Below are 16,615 nucleotides of genomic sequence, written 5' to 3'. Positions count from 1 at the left end.
GCCCCCTCCCTCGCAACGGAGGGTTATAAGAAAAAAGGATGAAACAGAGCTATGAAAAAATCGTTAGTCGCTGTCAGCGTCATTGTCGTTCTTGGCGCAGCATGGACCGGGGCATCCTGGTACACCGGGAAACAGATCGAGCAGCACATGGGCGAAGTCGTCGACAACGCCAACGGCCAACTGAAAGCCTATCTGCCGAAAGCCGGCGTCAAGCTGAGCTATGAAAATTACCAGCGCGGCCTGTTCAGCAGCAAAGTGCGTTATGTGCTGCGCTCCGACGGCACGGATACCAGCGAAAACGCGGCGCTGAAAGCCGGTGAAGAAGTGGCGTTCCTGGAAACCATCGATCACGGTCCGTTCCCGTTCGCGCAGCTGAAAAAATTCAACCTGCTGCCGAGCATGGCGTCGGTGCATACCGAGCTGGAAAACACCCCGGCGGTGAAAGGCCTGTTTGAAACCACCAAAGGCAAATCGCTGTTTACCGCCGATTCGCGCATCTCGTACAGCGGCGATACTGCGTCCACCATCGACTTTATCCCACTGGACTACCAGAAGGATAAATCTTCGCTGAAATTCAGCGGCGCCACCATTGACGCCGACGTGTCCCGCGATCTGAAAAAAATCGCGCTGGACGCCAACAGCGACAACATCGTGTTCGCCAGCCCGAACGAATTCGGCCAAAACGAGCAGATTACCTTCCAGGGCTTCAACCTGAAAGGCAACAGCAACGAAAGCAAGTTCGGCGTGAAGCTCGGCGATCAGACGATGACCCTGAAGCAGTTCAAACTGACGATCGACGGTAAAGACACCGTGGCGTTGGACGGTTTCAATCTGGTGAGCAAGTTCGGCGAGCAAGGCAGCAGCAATATCGGCGGCCAGATCGATTACACCATGGACGCGCTCAAGGTGCAGGGCAACGACTTCGGCGCCGGTAAACTGACGCTGAAAATCGACAACGTCGACGGCAAGGCGCTGAAAGACTTCTCCGACAGCTACAACCGCCAAACCATGGCGCTGCTGCAGCAGGGCGAGAACCTGGATCCGGACGTCTACGAACAGCAGACCTCCGAGATGCTGCAAAAGAACCTGCCGATGCTGCTGAAAGGCAACCCAAGCCTCAGCATCGCCCCGCTGAGCTGGAAAAACAGCAAGGGTGAGAGCATCTTCACGCTGGATCTGGCGATGACCGATCCGAGCAAGGCCGCCTCCCCGGCACAGTCGCCGGATCAAGTGATCGCTCAGGCGGTTAAAAAGCTGGATCTCAGCCTGACCATTCCGGAAGCGATGGCCACCGAAGTGACCGCGAAGACCGCCTTGTTGCAGGGTTACAATGAGGAAGACGCGCAGAAACTGGCGCAGCAGCAAGTGCAGGGCCTGGCGGCCATGGGTCAGATGTTCAAGCTGACCACCCAGAAAGACGGCGTGATCGCGAGCAAGTTCCACTACGCTGACAATCAGGTTGACCTGAACGGCAACAAAATGTCGCTGCAGGAGTTCATCGGCCAGTTCGCCATGCTGGGCGCCCCGGCGGAAGACGCTGAACCGGCTCAGGAAGCGGAACCCGCTCCGGCACCGGCACAGTAATCGCCTGAAAGCCTGAACAAGGGCCCCCTGCGGGGCCCTTTTTATTTACGCCGCATAAACCGCATCGCGGATCTGCTGCGGGTAGCGGCCGCACATGCCCTCAAATGCGGTATTGGTTAAGACGACTACGCTCAGCTGCGCCTCTGGATCAAAGAACCAGCTGTGGCCGTAAACGCCGCCCCAGGTCAGGGTACCGGCATGCTGCGGCGTCTGCGCAGCGTCGGGATCCACCAGCAGCGCGCCGCCAAAGCCGAAGCCCCAGCCCGGCCCTTGCGTTTGCGCCTCGGCGCCGACGTGCGGGTGACGCAGCAACGCCACCGTATCCGGTTGCAAAATGCCCTGCCCGCCGCTGCGCAGCGCCTCCACCAGCCGCAGCACGTCGTCGGCATCACCGACCATGCCCGCGCCGCCGGAGGGATAGGCTCCGACGTTAAGCGCGCGCGCCGGCGAGAACGTCACTTCTCCCCCCGCCATGCCTTCCGGCAAGGCGATCCGCACGCCTTCCGGCATGCGCCGCGGCCCCTGCGGCGTATTGTAATAAGGCGTCGCCAGGTTAGCGGCATGGGTCGCATGGAACGCGGTATTGCCGAGCCCCAGCGGCCGCGCCACCCATTCGACAAACAGTTGCGGCAGCGGCATGCCCGTCACTCGCTCCAGCACCGCGCCGAGCACGTCGATCGCCAGCGAATAGTTGAAGCGCGCGCCCGGTTCCGACAGCAACGGCGCCTGCGCCAACAGCCGCAGGTTTTGCTCCAGCGTCAGCGTCGACAGCTCCACGCCGTCCTGGATCCCCAACTGATGGTAAACGCCTGCTGGCGGTTGGTTCAGCCGATAGTCGAGCCCGGCGGTATGACTCAGCAAATGACGAATCTTGATCGTCGGGCGCCGGCCGTCGGCCAGCGCCGGGGTAAACCACGGCAGCCAATCGCTGACCGCATCGTCGAGGCTCAGCTTGCCTCGTTCAATCAAACGCAGCGCCGCCAGCGTGGTATAGGGTTTGGAAACCGACGACAGCCGAAACTGCGTTTCTCGCCGCATCGGTTGCCGCGCTTCGCGATCGGCATAACCGGCCGCACCGGCGTAGCAAATTTCACCCCGCCGCGCCACCAGCACCACGCTGCCCACGATGCGCCCTTCGGCCATCGCCTGTTGATCGATCGCCGCGATCCGTTCTGTTAACGCCCGTTGTTCTGCCGACATGATTTTTATCTCGCTGAGGGAAAGTAAAAATCAGTCTAAAACGTTCGTCATAAATTAAAATAAGGCATAATTTAATGAATCATTAAGCACAGGTTATTGATAGATGAGTTCACTCCTGCAGCTGCTGCCCTATTTCGAAGCCGTCGCGCGGCTGGGCAACTTCACCCGCGCGGCCAACCAACTGGGCGTCACGCCGCCGGCGGTGTCGCAAAACATTCAGGCGCTGGAGAATCAGCTGGGGGTGCGCTTATTCCACCGCACCAGCCGCTCGGTGCGCCTCAGCGACGAGGGCCGACTGTTTTACCAGAAGGTCTCGCCGGCGATGAACCAGATAGACGTGGCGGCGGACGACGTGCGCGCCCTGGGCGCGCAGCCGGCGGGCCTGCTGCGCATCACGTTGCCGCAGTTGGCCGCTTCGCTGCTGGTGATGCCGCACCTGGCGGAGTTTCAGCGGCGCTATCCCGAAGTGCAGCTGGAGCTGTTTACCGAAGACCGCTTTTCCGATCTGGTGCTGGGCAGTTTCGATGCCGGCATTCGCATGCACGCCATGCTGCAAAAGGACATGATCGCCGTGCCGATCGACAACGGCCAGCGCCGGGTGCTGGTTGCCTCACCCGATTATCTGACGCGTTGCGGCGCGCCGGCCACGCCGGACGATCTGCTCGCGCAGCATTGCCTGCGCTACCGTTTTCCCGGCAGCGGCAAATTGGAGCCCTGGTATTTCAGTCGGCACGGCGATGAGCGGGCGCTGGACGTCAGCGGCAGTTTGATCTTTAACGAAGATCGGCTGATCAAGGATGCGGCGTTGGCGGGCCTGGGGATCGCGCAACGTTTTCAGGGCACGGTGGTGCAGGAACTGGCGCAGGGCGATCTGGTGGAAGTGCTGCCGGAGTATGCCAGCGAGGCATCGGGATTTTTCATCTACTTTCCCGCCGGCAGGCATCTGCCGCTCAAGCTGCGCGCCTTTATCGATTTCATGCGCGAGCGGCGAGAGCGACAGCACCGGTAACAGGGGCGCCCCGACGGCGCCCCCCACGATCAGCGCTTATCCAGCGCTTGCACGATGCGGTAAGCCGCCTCGACCCGATCGTCGTTCGGGAACCATTTGTTGGCCAGCATCACCACGGCGATATTTTTCGCCGGGATAAACACCGCGTAGGTGGAGAAACCGCCGGTCGAACCGGTTTTGTTATACCAACCGGCGCGCAACTCCGGCTGCGGCGGCGTGATGGCGGTGGCCGGCGTGCCGTTCATGATCATCCCGGCGTTGTTGCCCTCGATCAGCCGCGACAGTTTCACCGGGTACGGGTAGTTCTCCCACATCAGATCCTGCGTGAACACGCCCGCTTTGTAATAGCCGACGTGCGTGGCGGCCAGCGCCTCGCGCCACGGCTGCGCGACCTTCGCCTGCTGCAGGTTGGCGTCCAGGTAACGAATCAGATCGCGGGCGTTGGATTTGATGCCGTAAGATTCGGCGTCCAGCGGGCCGGGATTGACGCGCACCGGCTTATCGTCCTTGTTGTAACCCTGGGCATAGTTGGCCATCTGCGCCGCCGGCACCTGAATGTAGGTGTGGCTCATGCCCAGCGCCGGCAGCATGCCCTGCTCCATGGCCTGGATAAACGGCCGATCGAGGCTCTTGGCGGCGATCATGCCCAGCATGCCGATACCGAGGTTGGAATAGACGCGGTAGCTGCCCGCCGGGTGCTTCGGCTGCCAGGCCCGGTAGTAAGCCATCAGTTGGGCGTTGTCGGTCACGTCGTCCGGCACGAACAGCGGCAGGCCGGATGTGTGGGTCGCCAGATTCAGCAGGCTGACGCCGTCGAAGGCGCTGCCGCGCAGCTCAGGCAGATAATGGCTGGCCGGATCGCTGAACGACAGCTTGCCCTGCTGCTGCGCATAGACCGCCAGCGTCGCGGTGAAGGTTTTGCTCAGCGATCCCACTTCGAACAGCGTCTGCTCGGTGATCGGTTTGCCGGTCTGTTTCGAGGCGACGCCATACGGGTAAATCTGCTGTTTGCCATCGACCGATACGGCGATCGCCATGCCCGGCACGCCGTATTTTTTCATCAGCGGCTGAATAACGGCGTCGATATCCTGCTGCTGCGCGGCGTGCGCGGTCGGCAAGATCAGTGCGGCGATCAGCGCGGCCGCCAGGCGGTTCATTTTCGTCATGATAGAGGCTCTTCGGTTGCAGGGCATCGGCCGCGGCCAAAAGTTTTTATTGGCGTTGCGCACGGCGCACTCCCTGATGGATGATGTCATTCCTTTACGGGCTCCGCCAATTTTGCGGCAGCCGCGCCAAATATCGGTTTTTGCCGCCGGGTTGACAAGCGATAATAATTTCAGCCAGCATAAAGAAAAACTTATGGCTATCAACAATGCGCAACCGACTTCCCCTCAACGCCCTGCGGGCGTTCGAATCCTCCGCCCGCCACCTGAACTTCACCCGCGCCGGTCTGGAGCTGCGAGTCACTCAGGCCGCCGTCAGCCAGCAGGTGCGCATGCTGGAAGAACAACTGGGCATTCAGCTGTTCCGCCGCCTGCCGCGCGGGTTGGATCTGACCGAAGAGGGCCAGGCGCTGCTGCCGGTGTTGAGCGACGCTTTCGATCGCATCGAGGCGGTGTTACAGCAGTTCGAAGGCGGGCATTTCCACGAAGTGCTGACGGTGGCGGTGGTCGGCACCTTCGCGGTCGGCTGGCTGATGCCGCGGCTGGCGGCGTTCCGCGCGGCGCATCCGTTCATCGATCTGCGGGTGCTGACCCACAACAACCTGGTCAATCTGTCGGCCGACGGCATGGATTTCGCCATCCGTTTCGGCGAAGGTTTATGGCCCGCCACCCGCAATATTAAGCTGTTCGACGCGCCGCTGACGGTGCTCTGCTCGCCGGCGGTCGCCGCGCGGCTGCATACGCCGCAGGATCTGCAGCACGAACTGCTGATGCGCACTTACCGCCAGGATGAATGGGAACGCTGGTTCACGGCTGCGCAGGTGACGCCGTGGCGAATCAACGGCCCGGTGTTCGACTCATCGAGGCTGATGGTGGAAGGCGCGCTCCAGTGCGACGGCGTGGCGCTGGCGCCGGTCAGCATGTTCCGCCGCGAACTGGCCGCCGGCGCGCTGCAGCGGCCGTTCGCCGCCGAGGCCGCGCTCGGCGCCTACTGGCTGACCCATTTGAAATCGCGGGATCTGACGCCGGCGATGAAGGCTTTTATCGGCTGGATTTGCCGCGAAGCGGAAGAGGAACAGCGGCGGGACTAAGCGGAGCCGCGCCGGATCAGCGTCGGCGGCAAAATGACGTTCTGCGCCGGCAGATCGGCGTCATTGATGCGCTGCAGCAGGCGCGCGGCGGCGCTGCGCCCCACTTCCCGCGCCGAGCTGGAGACAAAGGTCAGCGGCGGTTCGGTCAGCTCGGCCTCCGGCACGTCGCCGAAACCGATCAGCGCCACCTGCCGGCCGTAGTAGGCGTCGACCCCGTCCGAACCGATGCTGCGGCCGCTGCGCGTCAGGCCAAAATAGGCGCCAAGCGCCACCGACGCCTTGTGGCAAACGACAGCGGTGATATTCGGGTAGTGGCGCAGCAGCTGTTCCGCCGCTTCCGCCGCCTCACGCTGCTGGCAATCGCACTCGACGATCCATTCGCTGCGAAACGGCAGGCCGTACTGCAACAGCGTGGCGCAAAATCCGCCCAACCTTTCGGCGCGCGTCAACGAGTCGCTCTGGCCGCCGAGATAAGCAATCTGGCTGTGGCCGCGTTTGATCAAAAATTCGGTGGCCAGCTTGGCGGCCTGCATATTGTCCGGCCGCACCACGTCCACGCCCTCGAGACCGCTGGAGCGCGCCACGCACACCAGCGGCACGCCCTGCTCGGCCGCCTTTTCCTTCAGCCCGGCCGCCGCGCGGATGCCGCCCGCCAGCACAATGCCGTCGACGCCCTGCGCCAGCAGCGCGTCAAACGCCCGCTGCAGCCCCTGACCATCGCGCCCGCTCTGGGTTAAAAACAGCAGTTTGTCGTGCGCCTCCAGCGCTTCGCTCAGCCCGGCGGTCATTTCGGCATAGAAAGGTTCGCAAATGTCGCGCAGGATCAGGCCGATTACCCCGGATTCGCCGCCGCGCAGCGTCGCCGCCTGGCGATTGCGCACGTAGCCCAACTGCTCTATCGCCTGATTGACCTTCTCGACGGTGGTCGGCGAAATCCGCCCCTTGCCGCTCAATACCAGAGAAACCGTGGTGACCGAAACGCCCGCCTGTTGCGCCACATCGGTAATGGTGATCTTTTTGATGCTCATAGTCTCTGCGAACCCGTTCCTGGGCAACCCGCGCCGTAGTGATCAAGGGTATACCGAATCCGTCAATGCAGTAAAACGTTTTACTGCCCGCCGCATTGTCGCCAAAAACCGGGCGACAGATTTGTGATTGGCGGCGCATTTTTGCTAGGTAAAACGTTTTATCTTCTTTTTACCTAATCAGAAGTCCTCTTTTTGCTCGTCTTTTCGCCAGGAGAAGTCGGTTATGTCAGCAGCCAATAAACCCAAAATCACCCTCTGGGAGTTCTTCCAGAGCCTGGGCAAAACATTCATGTTGCCCGTCGCCTTACTCTCTTTCTGCGGCATCATGCTGGGGATCGGCAGCTCGCTGAGCAGCCGCGACGTGATCACCCTGATGCCGTTTATCGGCCATCCGATCTTCCAGCTGATCTTCACCTGGATGAGCAAGATAGGCTCCTTCGCCTTCAGCTTCCTGCCGGTGATGTTCGCCATCGCCATTCCGCTGGGCATGGCGCGCGACAACAAGGGCGTCGCCGCCTTCTCCGGCTTCGTCGGCTTCGCCGTGCTGAATCTGGCCACCAACTTCTACCTGACCGCTGCCGGCGTGCTGCCCACCAGCGATCCGCTGGTGCTGAAGGCCAACAACATCCAAAACATTCTCGGCATTCAGTCGATCGACACCGGCATCCTCGGCGCAGTGATCGTCGGCATCATCGTGTATCTGCTGCATGAACGTTTCCACACCATCCGGCTGCCGGATGCGCTGGCCTTCTTCGGCGGCACCCGTTTCGTGCCGATAGTCACCACCGTGACGCTGGGCCTGTGCGGCCTGCTCATCCCCCTGATCTGGCCATGGTTCGCCGCCGGCATCAACGGCCTGGGGCGCATGATCAATGGCGCCGGCATTTTCGGGCCGATGATCTTCGGCACCGGCGAACGCCTGCTGTTGCCGTTCGGTCTGCATCACATACTGGTGGCGCTGATCCGCTTTACCGAGGCGGGCGGCACAATGGAGGTGTGCGGCCACAGCGTCAGCGGCGCCCTGACCATCTTCCAGGCGCAGCTCTCCTGCCCGACCACCACCGGTTTCGCCGAAAGCGCCACCCGCTTCCTGTCGCAGGGTAAAATGCCGGCGTTCCTCGGCGGCCTGCCGGGCGCGGCGCTGGCGATGTACCACTGCGCCAAACCGGAGAACCGCCATAAAATCAAGGGGCTGTTGATTTCCGGCGTGGTGGCCTGCGTCGTCGGCGGCACCACCGAGCCGATCGAGTTCCTGTTCCTGTTCGTCGCGCCGTTCCTCTACCTGATCCATGCGCTGCTCACCGGGTTGGGCTTTACCGTGATGGCGCTGCTGGGCGTGACCATCGGCAACACCGACGGCAACATTATCGACTTCGTGGTGTTCGGCATTCTGCACGGCACCGCCACCAAGTGGTATCTGGTGCCGGTGGTGGCCGCCATCTGGTTCGTCGGCTATTACGCCATTTTCCGCTTCGCCATCCGGCGCTTTAACATCAAAACGCCGGGCCGTGAGAGCGACGGCGCCGTCACCCCAAACGCGCCGAGCGGCGCGGCGGGCAAATCCGGCTACAATGTGCCGGCGATTTTGGCGGCGCTCGGCGGCCCGGACAACATCATTACGCTGGACAACTGCATCACCCGCCTGCGCCTTTCAGTCAACGACATGAGCCAGGTGGACGACGCGGCGCTGAAGGCCAACCGCGCCATCGGCGTAGTGCATCTCAACGATCATAATCTGCAGGTAGTGATCGGCCCGCAGGTGCAATCGGTGAAGGATAAATTAGACTCACTGATAGCCACGGCGCGCCCTGCCGCGGCGCTGCAGGGAGCCACCCATGTTTGATTTCTCTACCCCGATCGACCGCCACGGCACCTGGTGCACCCAGTGGGATTACATCGCCGATCGCTTCGGCAGCGCCGACCTGCTGCCGTTCACCATCTCCGATATGGATTTCGCCACCGCACCGTGCATTCTCGAGGCGCTGCAACAGCGCCTGCAGCACGGCGTGCTGGGCTACAGCCGTTGGCAGCATGAAGATTTTCTCGGCGCGCTGCGCCACTGGTATCAACAACGTTTCAACACCGCTATCGACACCACAACGGCGGTGTACGGCCCTTCCGTTATCTACATGGCGGCGCAGCTGATCCGCCAATGGTCCGTGCCGGGCGACTACGTGGTGACCCATACCCCGGCCTACGACGCCTTCTATAAGGTGATCCTCGCCAACCAGCGCCAGCTGCTGGCCTGCCCGCTGCACAAGGCCGCAGATGACTGGCGCTGCGACATGGCGCACCTCGAAGCGCTGCTGGCGCGGCCGCAGACCAAGATCCTGCTACTGTGCAGCCCGCATAATCCCACTGGCAAAGTGTGGCGCCGCGAAGAGCTGCAGCAGATGGCCGAACTGTGCGAACGCCACGACGTGCGCGTGATCAGCGATGAAATCCACATGGACATGGTCTGGGGCGAACACCGCCATACGCCCTGGAGCCAGGTGGCGACCGGCCCCTGGGCCTTACTGACCTCCGGCTCCAAGAGTTTTAACATTCCGGCGTTAACCGGCGCCTACGGCTTTATCAGCGACGACGCCAGCCGCGAAGCCTATTTCCAGCAGCTCAAATCCCGTGACGGCCTCTCCTCGCCGGCAGTGCTGGCGGTGGCGGCGCACGTAGCCGCCTATCGGCGCGGTGAACCCTGGCTGGACGCCCTGCGCGACTATCTGCAGGATAACCTGACCTACGTCGCCGAACGGCTGGCAGAGGCGTTTCCCGCGCTGGGCTGGCGCCCGCCGCAGGCCACCTATCTGGCCTGGATCGATCTGCGGCCGCTGGCCGTGGACGATCGGGCGCTGCAGCAGGTGCTTATCGAGCGTGAAAAGGTGGCGATCATGCCGGGCTTTACCTACGGCGAAGAAGGCCGCGGGTTCCTGCGCCTCAACGTCGGCTGCCCGCGCAGCAAGCTGGAAGCCGGCATGGACAAGCTGATCGCCGGGTTGAAGTTTGTGCTGGACGAGAAATAACGCGAGGGGGCGAGCCTCTGCCCGCCCCTCGGTTACGCCTGAACAGACGGAATTTCCTCCAGATGACGATAGACCGTCAATCCCCATTCGTTAGCCAACCGCACGTCGTTATCGGCCCCCGCAGACGCCCCTTCGATGCGATACACCGCCTGACACTGCGCAATCAGTCGGTGAGCCACCGGGTAAAGAAACGCCTCGCTGACCGCATCGCCAACCTGAGTGGAACCGGCCGCGGCCGCCAAAGGCAGCGCCAGCCATTCGCCGATCACCGGCACGTGCCCCCGTTGGTAGACCGCCAGCGCCGCCTGTTCGAGGCGCGCCAGATTGGCGGCGATACGCTGCGGATCGCCATCGGTGCCGCTGCGATAAGGGCCGGCGATCAAGATTTGTTGGGCTTTCATCGTTGTTCCTCCAACGTCCGATTCAAGGCGACAAACTGCAGCAGCATGATAGTTTTGGCGTCAACGATCGTACCCTGACGAACCGCCTGCAGGGCCTGCGCCAGCGGCAGCTCGATCACCTCCAAATCTTCCCCCTCCGCCGCCAGCCCGCCGCCCTCGTTGAGGCGGTCGCCCGCCTGATATTCGCCGACGAAAAAGTGCAGCTTTTCGGTGACCGAGCCAGGGCTCATGTACGCCTCAAACACTTTCTCCACGTTCTGCACGAAATAGCCGGTTTCCTCTTCAACTTCGGCGCGGATGCGCGCCTCCGGCGACGCGTCGTCCAACAGCCCGGCGGCGGCCTCAATCAGCATGCCGTCATGACCGTTGACGAACACCGGAAAGCGGAACTGGCGCGTCAGGATCACCGTTTGCGCCTGCCGGTTGAACAGTAAAATGGTGGCGCCGTCGCCGCGATCGTAAGTCTCACGGCTCTGCCTTTGCCAGACGCCGTCGCGCCGCAGAAAATCAAAGGTGGTTTTTTTCAGCAGGTACCAGTCATCGGACAACACCCGGGTTTCGACAATACGAACCCTGTCTTTGGTGGCTATCATCGGTTTACTCCGCCAGAGGAAGGAAATTGATACTATCGTGCAGTTTCGTGTATGATCAAGATATTTCGTGCATAGCAAATTTGAGAGGAAATGGCCATGTTGACCAGCCAGCGCAAGAAGATCATTTTGGAAAAACTGGCCCAGGAGGGTCAGGTCTTGGCCAAACAGCTCAGCGAGATGTTCGGGCTGTCGGAAGATACGGTCCGGCGCGATCTGCGCGAACTGGACGCCGAGGGGTTGCTGCAACGGGTGCATGGCGGCGCCCTGCCGGTTTCTTCCGCCATCGCCAGCTTCGCCGAACGCAATCAATTGGAATCCGGCGCCAAACGCGCGATCGCCAAAGCGGCGGCGGCGCTGATCGCCCCCGGCCAGGTGGTGATCATCGACGGCGGCACCACCTCCGCAGAGCTGGTCAGGCAACTGCCGGCCAACCTCAACGCCGCCATCGTCACCCACAGCCCCAGCGTCGCCGTGGGCCTGGTCGATCACCCCACCGTCGAGGTGATCCTGATCGGCGGCCGACTGTATAAGCATTCGATCGTCAGCGTCGGCGCCGCCGCCGTAGAAGCGATGTCGCATATCCGCGCCGATATTTATTTCATGGGCGTGACCGGCGTGCACCCCACCGCAGGGCTGAGCACCGGCGATCTGGAAGAAGCCTACATCAAGCGCGCGCTGGCGGCCCGTGCGGCGGAAACCGTGGTGCTGGCTTCCGCCGCCAAGCTTAATGCCGCCTCGCAGTATGCGATCGGCGATATTACGCTGGCGCACACCATCATCGTTGAGCGGGCTACCGATGACGCGCTGATCGCGCCGTTGCAGCAGGCGGGCGTCAGCGTGTTGAAAGCCTGATTCACGACGAAAATGCGATACACCTCGCATTATTTGTGATGTAAGTCACTTTTTTATGCAACGCGATGGCAAGTTTCATCCATTTGTTTTTATACTGTTCTGCACTTTACCTACGATAATTAGCGAGTGCCCAGCATGATCGATCCCCGCCTACCGCTTACCGATATTCACCGCCATCTCGACGGCAACATCCGCGCGCAGACCATTCTCGACCTCGGCCGCCAGTTCAATCTCGCCCTGCCGGCCAACGATTTGGAGAGCCTGCGCCCGCACGTGCAGATCACCCATGCCGAACCGGATCTGGTCAGCTTCCTGCAGAAACTGGACTGGGGCGTGGCGGTGCTGGGCGATCTGGACGCCTGCCGCCGGGTGGCATACGAAAACGTCGAGGACGCCGCCAACGCCGGCCTGCACTATGCCGAGCTGCGTTTCTCCCCTTACTACATGGCGATGAAGCATCAACTGCCGGTCGCCGGCGTGGTGGAAGCGGTGATCGACGGGATCCGTTCGGGCTGCCGCGATCGTGATATCGACATTCGCCTGATCGGCATCATGAGCCGCACCTTCGGCGAGGCCGCCTGTCTGCAGGAACTGGAAGGATTGCTGGCGCACCGCGACGGCATTACCGCGCTGGATTTGGCGGGCGATGAGCTGGGCTTCCCCGGCAGCCTGTTCCTCAACCACTTCAACCGCGCCCGCGACGCCGGCCTGCGCATCACCGTGCACGCAGGCGAAGCCGCCGGCCCGGAAAGCATCTGGCAGGCGATCCGCGAGCTGGGCGCCGAACGTATCGGCCACGGGGTGAAAGCGGTCGAAGATCCGGCGCTGATGGACTTCCTGGCGGAACACGGCATCGGTATCGAATCCTGCCTGACCTCCAACATACAAACCAGCACCGTGCCGTCGCTGGCGCAGCATCCGCTGGCCACCTTCCTGCGCCACGGCGTGCTGGCGTCGATCAACACCGACGATCCGGCGGTTCAGGGCATCGAGATCGAGCATGAATACCGCGTCGCCGCGCCGCAGGCCGGGCTGACGCCGGAAGAAATCCGCACCGCGCAGGAAAACGGCCTGAAGCTGGCCTTCCTCAGCGAGCAGGAAAAACAGGCGCTGCGCGCCAAAGTTCAGGGCTAAATCCCCCCAGGCGCCAAACGGCGCCTTCTTCTCATCCCTCTCCCCGCCGTCTTCTTCCGACTGCTCGTCTTTATCGCTGTGTTACCCCATGACTCTGCCGCAAAAGAGGAATTTCGCATGTCTGACAAAACACGCCGCATCGTGCTGACCGGCGGCCCCGGCTCGGGCAAAAGCACGCTCATCGACGTTCTTCATCGCCGCGGCTTTCCGCACTCGCAGGAGGCCGGCCGGGCGATTATTCAGGATCAGGTGAGTATCGGCGGCCATGCGCTGCCGTGGGGCGATCGCCAGGCCTTCGCCGAGCGGATGCTCGATTGGGAACTGCGCTCATGGCGCGAAGCAACGGGGGAAACATGCTGGTTCTTCGATCGCGGGCTGCCGGATATCGCCGGGTATCTCACGCTGTGCGGGCTGCCGATCCCCGCGCATTTGACAGCGGCGATCGGCACCTTCCGCTATGCCGAAAGGGTGTTCATCGCCCCGCCGTGGCAAGCGATCTACGCGCAGGACAGCGAAAGAAAGCAATCTTTCGCCGAAGCCGAGCTGACCTACCGGGCGATGGTGGCCGTCTATCGCCGCTATGGCTATCGGCTGCAAGAACTGCCGCGCGCCTCACCGGACGAGCGCGCCGACTTTCTGCTCGACGCGCTGGGCCGCCGTTAGCGGCCTGCGGCCTATTTGGCCGCCAGCGCCTCCGCCTCGGCCCGCTGTTTAGCGGTTTTACGCGCATAGCGCTGCGCCAGCACCGCGCACACCATCAGCTGAACCTGGTGGAAAATCATCAGCGGCAGCACCATGGCGCCCACCGCCGCGGCCGGGAACAGCACGTTGGCCATCGGGATGCCGTTCGCCAGGCTCTTTTTCGAACCGCAGAAGACGATGGTGATTTCATCGGCGGTGTTAAAGCCCAGCCAGCGCGCCGCGTAGGTGTTGATCACCAGCACCACCGTCAGCAGCACCAGCGACATCACCAGGATGGTCAGCAGCGACCAGCCGTCGATGCGATGCCAAATCCCTTCCACCACCGCCGCGCTGAACGCGGTATACACCACCAGCAGGATCGACGAACGGTCGGTCAGGTTGATCAATTTGCGATGGCGATCGATCCACTTGCCGATCAATGGCCGCGCCAGGTGGCCGATCACGAACGGCACCATCAATTGCAAAATGATTGAACCGATGGCGTGCAGCACGTCGGTATTACCGCCCTGAGTATGCATCAACGCCCCCACCAGCAGCGGCGACAGGAACACGCCGAGAATGCTCGACGCCGAGGCGCTGCAGATCGCCGCCGCCACGTTACCGCCCGCCGCCGACGTAAAGGCGATGGCCGACTGCACCGTGGCCGGTAGCGCGCACAGATAGAGGAAGCCGAGATAGACCGTCGGCGTCATGATGCCCGGCACCAACAGATTCATCGCCAGGCCGAGCAGCGGGAACAGCGCAAAGGTGCTGAGGAACACCAGCAGATGCAGCTTCCAGTGACTCATGCCGGCGATGATCGCCTCGCGCGACAGCTTGGCGCCGTGCATAAAGAACAGCAGCGCGATGGCGGCGGTGGTCAGGTGTTCAAAGAAGGTTTTCCAGATGCCTTCGCAGGGGAACAGCGAGGCGACGATCACCACCAAAATCAGAACCAGCAAAAATTTATCAATGCGCAAACGCTGCAACCAGGACATGAAACGGATTTCCTTGCATGTAGAGTCGTAAAAAGGCCCGACGTTGCGCCGGGCCACAGAAAAGTGGGCGGGATCAGACCACCGGCAGCGCCTGCTGCAGCCGGGCCGATTCCAGCCCCAGTTCGATCAATGCCATCACCGCGATGGCGTCGGCGGCCGGCACCGGATTTTCGCCTATGCCGGCAATCGCGTCGCGCACCGCCGCGTAATAAGCCGGGTAGTTGCCGGGAATATTGAGCAGCGGCTGTTCCGCCAGCAGGTCGCCGCGTGACAGCGTCACCACACCCTCGCGCATGTCATAGCCCCAGTCGGCCTGCGGCAAGCGTTCGCCGGCCTTCAGCCGGTCTTCCTGCGGATCCAGGCCGTATTTGACATAGCTGCCGCGGGTGCCGTGCACCACATAGCGCGGGCTCTCCGCCGCCGCCAGCATGCTGGCGTGCAGCACCACACGGCGATCGCCATAGCTCAGCAGCGCGTGGAAATAGTCCACCGCCTGCGCCCCCGGCCGCAGCTCACCCAGATCGACAAACAGCCGCTCGGGTTTGCCGAAGAGTTGCAGCGCCTGATCGAGCAGATGCGGCCCCAAATCGAACCAGATGCCGCTGCCGACGCCGCCCTGTTCGCGCCAGCGCTGACGCACCTGTGGCCGGTAACGATCGAAGTGCGACTCGAAGTACACCACCTCGCCCAGCGAACCGTCGTTCAGCAGCGCTTTGAGGGTCAGGAAATCGCTGTCCCAGCGACGGTTGTGGAACACCGACAACAGCAAACCGCTCTGCTGCGCCTGTTGCTGCAGCGCCTGAGCTTGTGACAATGTCACGGTAAACGGTTTGTCCACGACCACGTGCTTGCCGGCGGCCAGCGCCTGTTGCGCCAGCGGGAAATGGGTATCGTTGGGGGTAGGAATCACGATCAGATCGAGGGCCGGATCGGCGAACAGCGCCTGCGCATCGCCCACCACCGTCATCGACGGCCAGTCCGCGCGCACTTTGCCGGCATCGCTGCTGGAAACGGCGGCCAGCTCCAGCCCGGGCGTACCGGCGATCAGCGGCGCATGAAAGGTTTTGCCGGCGTAGCCGTAACCGACCAGCCCGACACGAATTTTCTCAGCCATGGGATTTCCTCTTGCAGGCTCACGACAGACCCTTTCGATTTGACACCATGCGGACGGCTGGAACAAGAAGTAAATGAGATGTTAATTCGAAGCGGGGTCGGCACGGCGCCGGAGTAGCCAAACGTGCGGCCCGAGCCCGCGACGCCGAGCTATCCGGTTGATAGGGATGACGAAGCCTATATTACCCGCTAAGCTATGCCGCCTGTGATCCCCGATTCAATCAGGAAGCCGTTTTATGTCTCAAGCTGAATACTCTCGTATCGGCGGTTGGTTGCTGGCCCCGCTGGCCTATCTGATCGTCACCCTGCTCAGCGCCAGCCTGATGCTGCTCCTGTACGCCATGGCGATCTTCATGCCCGAGTCGCGCGACTATCTGTTGACCAACGCCCAGGCGTTTACCCTGCAATGGTACTTTTCGGTGCTGACCACGCTCTTGATGTGGGGCTTCACCCTGTGGCTGGTATTTCTGTTTTGCCAGCGGTCGCAGCGCTTCCCCAAGCTGTTCTTGTTATGGCTGCTGATCACGGTGATCCTGGCGGTGAAAGCCTTCGCCTTCGCGCCGGTGCCGGATGAAGTGGCGGTGCGCAGCCTCGGCTGGCCGCTGCTGATGGCGGCGCTGCTGGTGCCTTACATCAAGCGTTCGCAGCGGGTCAAAGGGACCTTTACCGAATGTTAAAGGCGATTGCAGCACGTTTTATTGGGTTATTTGTGTAAATTTTCACCAAAAAAGGCAATACCCCTGCGATTCAT

16 protein-coding genes are annotated in these 16,615 nt (G+C 62.1%); 9 read left to right on the top strand and 7 right to left on the bottom strand.

Going from position 1 to position 16,615, the window contains the following annotated elements; genetic code table 11:
* Positions 1–51 precede the first annotated feature (51 nt).
* Entirely contained in the window at positions 52–1,584 is a 1,533-nt protein-coding gene (locus tag CPH57_RS07845; protein WP_047575933.1) for a YdgA family protein, read from the top strand.
* 45 nt (positions 1,585–1,629) lie between these two features.
* On the opposite strand, the gene CPH57_RS07840 is transcribed toward CPH57_RS07845, so the two are convergent.
* Positions 1,630–2,784 (bottom strand): serine hydrolase, encoded by a 1,155-nt coding sequence (locus CPH57_RS07840; RefSeq protein ID WP_033642966.1) that lies wholly within the window; start codon positions 2,782–2,784, stop codon positions 1,630–1,632.
* A 103-nt stretch (positions 2,785–2,887) separates the two neighbouring features.
* Here CPH57_RS07840 and CPH57_RS07835 point away from each other — a divergent pair, with 103 nt between their 5' ends.
* Positions 2,888–3,793, top strand: a complete 906-nt coding sequence (locus CPH57_RS07835; protein WP_033642965.1) for a LysR family transcriptional regulator — start codon at positions 2,888–2,890, stop codon at positions 3,791–3,793.
* Between the two features lie 29 nt (positions 3,794–3,822).
* On the opposite strand, the gene CPH57_RS07830 is transcribed toward CPH57_RS07835, so the two are convergent.
* On the bottom strand, positions 3,823–4,959 hold the full coding sequence (locus CPH57_RS07830) for a class C beta-lactamase SRT-3 (protein ID WP_033642964.1): 1,137 nt from the start codon (positions 4,957–4,959) through the stop codon (positions 3,823–3,825).
* Positions 4,960–5,165: 206 nt separating this feature from the next.
* Here CPH57_RS07830 and CPH57_RS07825 point away from each other — a divergent pair, with 206 nt between their 5' ends.
* The gene (locus CPH57_RS07825; protein ID WP_033650493.1) at positions 5,166–6,047 is read left to right on the top strand and encodes a LysR family transcriptional regulator; all 882 of its coding nucleotides are present in this window, start codon (positions 5,166–5,168) and stop codon (positions 6,045–6,047) included.
* Here the strand turns inward: CPH57_RS07825 and CPH57_RS07820 are convergent.
* A complete protein-coding gene (locus CPH57_RS07820; protein ID WP_033642962.1) occupies positions 6,044–7,075 on the bottom strand; it encodes a Mal regulon transcriptional regulator MalI in 1,032 nt (343 codons plus the stop codon). The genes CPH57_RS07825 and CPH57_RS07820 overlap by 4 nt on opposite strands.
* 223 nt (positions 7,076–7,298) lie before the next feature.
* Between CPH57_RS07820 and malX the strand changes: the two genes are divergently transcribed.
* Together malX and CPH57_RS07810 are read left to right on the top strand one after the other, a co-directional pair.
* On the top strand, positions 7,299–8,918 hold the full coding sequence (malX, locus tag CPH57_RS07815; RefSeq protein ID WP_096242208.1) for a maltose/glucose-specific PTS transporter subunit IIBC: 1,620 nt from the start codon (positions 7,299–7,301) through the stop codon (positions 8,916–8,918).
* A complete protein-coding gene (locus tag CPH57_RS07810; RefSeq protein ID WP_096242207.1) occupies positions 8,911–10,092 on the top strand; it encodes a MalY/PatB family protein in 1,182 nt (393 codons plus the stop codon). Before malX ends, CPH57_RS07810 begins: the two co-directional genes overlap by 8 nt.
* 32 nt (positions 10,093–10,124) lie before the next feature.
* Here CPH57_RS07810 and CPH57_RS07805 read toward each other — a convergent pair whose 3' ends face one another.
* Positions 10,125–10,493, bottom strand: a complete 369-nt coding sequence (locus CPH57_RS07805; RefSeq protein WP_033640470.1) for a hypothetical protein — start codon at positions 10,491–10,493, stop codon at positions 10,125–10,127.
* A complete protein-coding gene (locus CPH57_RS07800) occupies positions 10,490–11,086 on the bottom strand; it encodes an NUDIX domain-containing protein (protein ID WP_033642958.1) in 597 nt (198 codons plus the stop codon). The genes CPH57_RS07805 and CPH57_RS07800 overlap by 4 nt, the downstream gene beginning before the upstream one ends.
* A gap of 96 nt (positions 11,087–11,182) precedes the next feature.
* On the opposite strand from CPH57_RS07800, the gene CPH57_RS07795 reads away from it, so the two are divergent.
* The 3 genes from CPH57_RS07795 to CPH57_RS07785 all read left to right on the top strand — a co-directional run bounded on the left by CPH57_RS07795 (position 11,183) and on the right by CPH57_RS07785 (position 13,735).
* Entirely contained in the window at positions 11,183–11,938 is a 756-nt protein-coding gene (locus CPH57_RS07795) for a DeoR/GlpR family DNA-binding transcription regulator (protein ID WP_096242206.1), read from the top strand.
* 135 nt (positions 11,939–12,073) lie between these two features.
* Positions 12,074–13,072: an adenosine deaminase gene (gene add, locus CPH57_RS07790; protein ID WP_019455941.1), complete on the top strand. Its 999-nt coding sequence runs from the start codon at positions 12,074–12,076 to the stop codon at positions 13,070–13,072.
* Positions 13,073–13,189: 117 nt separating this feature from the next.
* Positions 13,190–13,735 carry an AAA family ATPase gene (locus tag CPH57_RS07785; RefSeq protein ID WP_096242205.1) on the top strand — a complete coding sequence of 182 codons (546 nt, stop codon included), beginning with the start codon at positions 13,190–13,192 and terminating at the stop codon, positions 13,733–13,735.
* Positions 13,736–13,746: 11 nt separating this feature from the next.
* On the opposite strand, the gene CPH57_RS07780 is transcribed toward CPH57_RS07785, so the two are convergent.
* On the bottom strand, positions 13,747–14,751 hold the full coding sequence (locus CPH57_RS07780; protein WP_033640474.1) for a bile acid:sodium symporter family protein: 1,005 nt from the start codon (positions 14,749–14,751) through the stop codon (positions 13,747–13,749).
* Positions 14,752–14,824: 73 nt separating this feature from the next.
* On the bottom strand, positions 14,825–15,865 hold the full coding sequence (locus CPH57_RS07775; protein WP_033650498.1) for an oxidoreductase: 1,041 nt from the start codon (positions 15,863–15,865) through the stop codon (positions 14,825–14,827).
* A 235-nt stretch (positions 15,866–16,100) separates the two neighbouring features.
* Here CPH57_RS07775 and CPH57_RS07770 point away from each other — a divergent pair, with 235 nt between their 5' ends.
* Positions 16,101–16,541, top strand: a complete 441-nt coding sequence (locus CPH57_RS07770; protein WP_096242204.1) for a DUF2569 domain-containing protein — start codon at positions 16,101–16,103, stop codon at positions 16,539–16,541.
* Positions 16,542–16,615 lie beyond the last annotated feature (74 nt).

It is taken from the genome of Serratia sp. JKS000199 (genome assembly GCF_900215455.1).
Lineage (GTDB): Bacteria > Pseudomonadota > Gammaproteobacteria > Enterobacterales > Enterobacteriaceae > Serratia > Serratia ureilytica.
This window is presented reverse-complemented; position numbering and strand designations above follow the sequence as displayed.

Excerpts from the sequence above, each read along its gene's own strand:
- CPH57_RS07845 (WP_047575933.1), top strand. The coding sequence starts at position 52 with ATGAAAAAATCGTTAGTCGCTGTCAGCGTCATTGTCGTTCTTGGCGCA.
- CPH57_RS07840 (WP_033642966.1), bottom strand. The coding sequence starts at position 2,784 with ATGTCGGCAGAACAACGGGCGTTAACAGAACGGATCGCGGCGATCGAT.
- CPH57_RS07835 (WP_033642965.1), top strand. The coding sequence starts at position 2,888 with ATGAGTTCACTCCTGCAGCTGCTGCCCTATTTCGAAGCCGTCGCGCGG.
- CPH57_RS07830 (WP_033642964.1), bottom strand. The coding sequence starts at position 4,959 with ATGACGAAAATGAACCGCCTGGCGGCCGCGCTGATCGCCGCACTGATC.
- CPH57_RS07825 (WP_033650493.1), top strand. The coding sequence starts at position 5,166 with ATGCGCAACCGACTTCCCCTCAACGCCCTGCGGGCGTTCGAATCCTCC.
- CPH57_RS07820 (WP_033642962.1), bottom strand. The coding sequence starts at position 7,075 with ATGAGCATCAAAAAGATCACCATTACCGATGTGGCGCAACAGGCGGGC.
- malX (WP_096242208.1), top strand. The coding sequence starts at position 7,299 with ATGTCAGCAGCCAATAAACCCAAAATCACCCTCTGGGAGTTCTTCCAG.
- CPH57_RS07810 (WP_096242207.1), top strand. The coding sequence starts at position 8,911 with ATGTTTGATTTCTCTACCCCGATCGACCGCCACGGCACCTGGTGCACC.
- CPH57_RS07805 (WP_033640470.1), bottom strand. The coding sequence starts at position 10,493 with ATGAAAGCCCAACAAATCTTGATCGCCGGCCCTTATCGCAGCGGCACC.
- CPH57_RS07800 (WP_033642958.1), bottom strand. The coding sequence starts at position 11,086 with ATGATAGCCACCAAAGACAGGGTTCGTATTGTCGAAACCCGGGTGTTG.
- CPH57_RS07795 (WP_096242206.1), top strand. The coding sequence starts at position 11,183 with ATGTTGACCAGCCAGCGCAAGAAGATCATTTTGGAAAAACTGGCCCAG.
- add (WP_019455941.1), top strand. The coding sequence starts at position 12,074 with ATGATCGATCCCCGCCTACCGCTTACCGATATTCACCGCCATCTCGAC.
- CPH57_RS07785 (WP_096242205.1), top strand. The coding sequence starts at position 13,190 with ATGTCTGACAAAACACGCCGCATCGTGCTGACCGGCGGCCCCGGCTCG.
- CPH57_RS07780 (WP_033640474.1), bottom strand. The coding sequence starts at position 14,751 with ATGTCCTGGTTGCAGCGTTTGCGCATTGATAAATTTTTGCTGGTTCTG.
- CPH57_RS07775 (WP_033650498.1), bottom strand. The coding sequence starts at position 15,865 with ATGGCTGAGAAAATTCGTGTCGGGCTGGTCGGTTACGGCTACGCCGGC.
- CPH57_RS07770 (WP_096242204.1), top strand. The coding sequence starts at position 16,101 with ATGTCTCAAGCTGAATACTCTCGTATCGGCGGTTGGTTGCTGGCCCCG.